Raw genomic sequence first — 4837 nt, 5'->3', positions numbered from 1 at the left:
GCCGGGGGCGACCACCCCGGACCACACGCACCCCATCCCACTCCGCTTGGAGGTCTGTTCGCCATGCCCTACCGCCGCCAGATCCGCACCCGCGCTGAATGCGACGGCTGCGGCGACCAGTGGCTCGGAGCCCTCGACATCGACTATGAACCCCTGTTCGCTACCCGGGCGCAGGCCCGCCGCCTGCTCGCCGACCAGTTCGGCTGGTCGATCACTTTCGAGGGGATGTGGTGCTCGCAGTGCGCCGCCCGCCGCGAATGCGACCTGGTGGGCCACATCTGGGAGACCGACGCCGACGACGGCCCCGACACCTGGGTCTACGGCGAACCCCTGCCCGTGTCCCGGTTCTGCGACCGCTGCGGGGAGCACCTGCCCCTCGACATCGCCGACGGCACCCACCACCCCGAGCACGTGCCGGGCCTGCTGAGCGAGGACGACCACGCGCTGCTCGCCGAACTCGAAGCCGCCTTCGGCAGCGGACCGGGCGGCCCGTCGTGACCGCGTGCGCTGTCCTCGAATGCGACCAGGCCCCAACCGCGGTGCTCACCTACACCGCCGGCGCACGCGACTACCGGTACCCGCTGTGCGCGGCCGACGCTCAGACCGGGGCGGTATGGGTGCGGACCCGGCTCGGCATCGAGCCCACGACCGCGCCTCTCACACCCGCCCCGGTCCGCGCTCGTGACGGGATGCAACAGCCGTCCCTGTTCGAGGGCGGGGGCATCGGATGAGCTTCACCCGGTTCTACGACCCCGACGCGACCCGTCACGGGTTGGCGACCTGGCCGTGGGGCCATGCCCCCGCCCACCTCGCCACCAAGAAGCAGCTCGCCGCCCGGGGCCTGCGCCCCGGCGGCCAGGAACCCGCCGGCCAGATCCGGTGGCGCTCCCGCCGGGCCCCGCCCGGCGCCCGCGGCGTGCGCGAAGCCCTGCTCTACCGCATAGAGGACGCCGTGCCGAAGAGGGTGCCGACCCCGGCGGTGCTGGCCTCGCTGGCACGCGCGATGCGGGCCCGGCGCACCTGCCCGACCTGCCGCCTGACTTTCGTCTACTGCCTGCCGACCTCGCTGGGTGAATGCGCGGCCTGCGCTTTCGACACCGAGGTCGACCCCAACGATGTGGAGGCCGCATGAAGCACGTCGTCATGTTCTCCGGCGGGATCACCAGCTGGGAGGTCGCCCGCCGTGTCGCACGCGAACACGGCCCCGACGACCTGGTGCTGCTGTTCGCCGACACCCGGGTCGAAGACCCCGACCTGTACCGCTTCACCGCCCAGGCCGCCCACCAGATCGGCGTGCCGATCACCCGGGTGGCCGATGGGCGCGACCCCTGGCAGGTCTTCGCCGACCAGCGCCGCCTGGGCAACAGCCAGATCGCGCCCTGCTCCTACTGGCTCAAGATCAAACCCTGCCGCGACTGGCTCAACGCCCACACCGACCCCGCATCCACCACGGTCTATCTCGGCATCGACTGGACCGAGATGCACCGGCTGCCCGCCATCGAACGCGGCTACCGGCCCTTCACCGCCACCGCGCCGCTCACCGAAGCGCCCTACACCGACAAACGCACCCTCACCGAGCAGGCCCGCGCCGCCGGCCTCGAACCGCCCCGCCTCTACCGGCTCGGGTTCGCACACAACAACTGCGGCGGGGCGTGCGTGCGCGGCGGCCAGGCCCAATGGGCGCACCTGCTGCGCGTCTTCCCCGAGCGCTACGCCGCCGCCGAACAGCACGAACAACGCCTGCGCGCCCATCTCGGGGCCGACGTGGCGATCCTGCGCGACCGCACCGGCGGGACCACCCGCCCGCTGACGCTGACCGAACTCCGCCACCGCATCCACGACAGCACCCCCGCAACGGCCCTGTTCGACCTCGCCGACTGGGGCGGCTGCGGATGCACCACAGCACTGGGAGACGCCGCATGAGGACGATCCGCATCCTGGCCCGCTACGCCACCGACGGCCCGCCCCCGCGCGCGGTCACCGAGAACGGGCTGTGCCGCCGCATGGCCGACCCGGATGCCTGGCACCCGGTCCGCGAGTACCGCCAGGACCCGACCACGACCGCCGCTCTGGAGACCTGCCGGGCGTGCCCGGTCGCCGCCGCCTGCCTCGACTACGCCCTGGCCCGGCCCTGGATCAGCGGCATCTGGGGCGCCACCACCACCCGCCAGCGCCGCACCATGCGCGCCGCCGCCGCTGCGCTGCGGGATGCGGCGTGAGGCCCGACCAGGCCGCATGGGTGCGCGCCCACGTCGCCCGCCGCCGCTGGCACAGCACCCACGTCTGGGGCGGCTGCGACCCCGCCACCGCCGTGGCGTGCTGGCCCTGCACCAAGGACTTCCACCAGCACTGCGCACACGGCCGCCCGCTCGCCGAAACCGAGCTGTACACCGGCAAGGGCTATGTCCCCGCCGGATGCCGCCTGCCCGAGGTGCCCGCACCCCGGGCGGTGTGGCTGAGCGACCGGGCATGCCGCACCCACTGCGGCTGCCCCTGCCGCACCACCACCGTGCTGCGCGATGACCGCGGCGCCCCACTCACCGTCCCCGACGGCGCCCTGTTCTGACCACACCCCGGACCGAGCCGAACCGTAAGGAGTTCTCCCATGCCCTTCGCCCACACCACCACCGGCCCCAACGGGCCCGCCCACCTGAGCATCGCCCACGCCGGCACCGCCCACGCCGGCACCGCCCCCGTGGTGACCGTCACCGACCTGTCCGGGACGGCCGCGATCCGCCTGGAGGACATGAACACCCGCATCGAGGCCGCCCAGGCGCTGCTGGCCGGAACCCCCTTGTCCATCACCTACGGACCGGCGCACTCCGACGCCTGGTGAACAGCCCGCGCCCGCGGGCCTGCCACCCGCCCGTCCCGGCCCCTGCATGCAGGCCGCACCGGTTCACGACCGGAGACGGGCACCACGTACCCCCCGACTGACACGGAAAGGAACCCCCTTTTGAGCTGGCACGAAGAGCCGATGGTCGCCTTCGACACCGAAACCACCGGCACCGACCTCGACACCGACCGCATCGTGAGCGCGGCCCTGCTGCGCATCGACCCCGCCGCCCGCACGGTGGATGCCACCACGTGGCTGATCGACCCCGGCATCGACATCCCCGCCGAGGCGACCGCCATCCACGGAATCACCACCGACCACGCCCGCGAACACGGCCGGCCCGCGGCTGATGCGGTCGGTGAGATCGCCGCCGCCCTCGCCGAAGCCATCAACACCGGGCTGCCGATCGTCGTCTACAACGCCCCCTTCGACCTGACCCTGGTCAACCGGGAGGTACGCCGCCACAAGCAGTCCCTGATCATCACCGGCCCGCACCGGCTGCGGGTGATCGACCCGCTGGTCATCGACAAGCACGGCGACCGCTACCGCAAAGGCTCGCGCAAGCTCGCCGACGTGTGCGCCCACCACGGCGTCCACCTCGCCCCCGGACAGGCCCACGGGGCGCACGCCGACGCGCTGGCCGCGGCCCGGCTGGCGTGGAAGCTCGCCCACACCAACCAGGGGTTGGCCGCGATGGGCATCGACGAGCTGCACGCCAACCAGGAGCGGTGGAAGGCCGACCAGGCCGCCTCGTTCCAAGCCCACTTGCGCGCGACGAAGGACCCCGACGCGGTCATCGACCCGAGCTGGCCCGTCGTCATCCCCGCCGGACCACCCGTCAAGGAGGACATGTGACCCGCCGCGACCTGCTCATCACCGTTTCCCTCGGCGGCCCGACCCGCTGGTCCTGGACCTGCCCCGACTGCGCCACCACGGTCGCCGTCCACACCGACTCCGAAGAGCGCGCCCGCCGGATGATCGACCGCTGCGCATCGCGCTGCGACTGCCAGGACCCGCCCACGGTGTTCTCCGACGCGGTCCCGCCCGGCGGCTTCGTGTGCGCGGTGCCCGTCCCCGGGGCCCCGGACGGCATCTGCGGCCTGCCCGTGGAATCCGAGCCGTGCACCGAGCACAGCCCCGGCGGTGCCTGATGGCCGCCCACACGATGCTGGACTACGCCACCGCCGCCGCCCGCCGCGGCTGGCCGGTGTTCCCCATCCGGCCCCGCACCAAGCACCCCTTGGTGCGCGGCTGGGAGCAGGCGGCCACCACCGAGCAAGCCCAGATCCACACCTGGTGGAAGCGCGTGCCCACCGCCAACGTCGGCATCGCATGCGGCCCGGCGAACCTGGTGGTGGTCGACCTCGATGTGCCCAAGCCCGGCGAGCGGACCCCGTCCCGGTGGGCGGCCGAACCGGGGATCCGCGATGGGGCGGACGTGTTCGCCGCTCTCGCCGAAGCCGCCGGGGAGCGCATCGACCTGGGGACGTTCCTGGTGCGCACCCGCCGCGGCGGGCTGCACTTGTACTACACCGCCCCGCCGGGCACCCGGCTCGGCAACACCTCGGGGGAGCGCGGCAACGGGCTCGGCTGGTTGATCGACACGCGCGGGGCCGGCGGTTACGTGGTGGGCCCCGGGTCCTACGTCGCCGATGAGGACGGCGAGGGCGCCTACGAGGTCGTCGCACCGACCGATCTGGCCCCGCTTCCGGCTTGGATCGCCGACCGCCTCACCCCGGCCCCGGCCGTGAGCGAGGCCACCGCGGAGTTGGAGGCGGTCGCCGCGGCCACCACCCGCCGCGGCGCCTACGCCGCCGCCGCGCTGCGGGGCGAGGTCGACAAGATCCGCGCCGCCCCCCAAGGCCAGCGCAACACGTCCGTCTACATCGCCGCGAAGTCGCTGGGCCAGCTCGCCGCCCGCGGGCTGCTCGACACCGAGCAGATCCGTGCCGCCCTGCACGCCGCCGGCCAGGCCGCCGGACTCCCCGAGCAGGAGGTGAC

The 4837-nt window shown here is 73.6% G+C and carries 10 protein-coding genes; all 10 read left to right on the top strand.

Annotated elements, in window-relative coordinates:
- The first annotated feature begins 63 nt into the window (after positions 1–63).
- The gene (locus tag CLV63_RS32940; RefSeq protein WP_106587170.1) at positions 64–498 is read left to right on the top strand and encodes a hypothetical protein; all 435 of its coding nucleotides are present in this window, start codon (positions 64–66) and stop codon (positions 496–498) included.
- Entirely contained in the window at positions 495–731 is a 237-nt protein-coding gene (locus CLV63_RS32935) for a hypothetical protein (protein WP_106587169.1), read from the top strand. Before CLV63_RS32940 ends, CLV63_RS32935 begins: the two co-directional genes overlap by 4 nt.
- Positions 728–1132 carry an RRQRL motif-containing zinc-binding protein gene (locus tag CLV63_RS32930; protein WP_106587168.1) on the top strand — a complete coding sequence of 135 codons (405 nt, stop codon included), beginning with the start codon at positions 728–730 and terminating at the stop codon, positions 1130–1132. The genes CLV63_RS32935 and CLV63_RS32930 overlap by 4 nt, the downstream gene beginning before the upstream one ends.
- Positions 1129–1923 carry a hypothetical protein gene (locus tag CLV63_RS32925; RefSeq protein WP_106587167.1) on the top strand — a complete coding sequence of 265 codons (795 nt, stop codon included), beginning with the start codon at positions 1129–1131 and terminating at the stop codon, positions 1921–1923. Before CLV63_RS32930 ends, CLV63_RS32925 begins: the two co-directional genes overlap by 4 nt.
- The gene (locus CLV63_RS32920; RefSeq protein WP_170134421.1) at positions 1920–2219 is read left to right on the top strand and encodes a WhiB family transcriptional regulator; all 300 of its coding nucleotides are present in this window, start codon (positions 1920–1922) and stop codon (positions 2217–2219) included. The genes CLV63_RS32925 and CLV63_RS32920 overlap by 4 nt, the downstream gene beginning before the upstream one ends.
- Complete coding sequence (locus CLV63_RS32915; protein WP_106587165.1) at positions 2216–2566, top strand: hypothetical protein; 351 nt, start codon at positions 2216–2218, stop codon at positions 2564–2566. The genes CLV63_RS32920 and CLV63_RS32915 overlap by 4 nt, the downstream gene beginning before the upstream one ends.
- 39 nt (positions 2567–2605) lie before the next feature.
- Complete coding sequence (locus tag CLV63_RS32910; protein WP_106587164.1) at positions 2606–2836, top strand: hypothetical protein; 231 nt, start codon at positions 2606–2608, stop codon at positions 2834–2836.
- A gap of 120 nt (positions 2837–2956) precedes the next feature.
- Positions 2957–3691 (top strand): exonuclease domain-containing protein, encoded by a 735-nt coding sequence (locus tag CLV63_RS32905; protein WP_106587163.1) that lies wholly within the window; start codon positions 2957–2959, stop codon positions 3689–3691.
- The gene (locus CLV63_RS32900; protein WP_106587162.1) at positions 3688–3987 is read left to right on the top strand and encodes a hypothetical protein; all 300 of its coding nucleotides are present in this window, start codon (positions 3688–3690) and stop codon (positions 3985–3987) included. Before CLV63_RS32905 ends, CLV63_RS32900 begins: the two co-directional genes overlap by 4 nt.
- Positions 3987–4837 (top strand): bifunctional DNA primase/polymerase (locus CLV63_RS32895; RefSeq protein ID WP_106587161.1); only part of this gene is annotated, 851 nt, incomplete at its 3' end. The genes CLV63_RS32900 and CLV63_RS32895, both read left to right, overlap by 1 nt.

Source organism: Murinocardiopsis flavida, assembly GCF_003014485.1.
GTDB classification, from domain to species: domain Bacteria; phylum Actinomycetota; class Actinomycetes; order Streptosporangiales; family Streptosporangiaceae; genus Murinocardiopsis; species Murinocardiopsis flavida.
The sequence above is the reverse complement of the archived record's forward strand: the minus strand, read 5'-3'. Positions and strand labels throughout refer to the sequence as shown.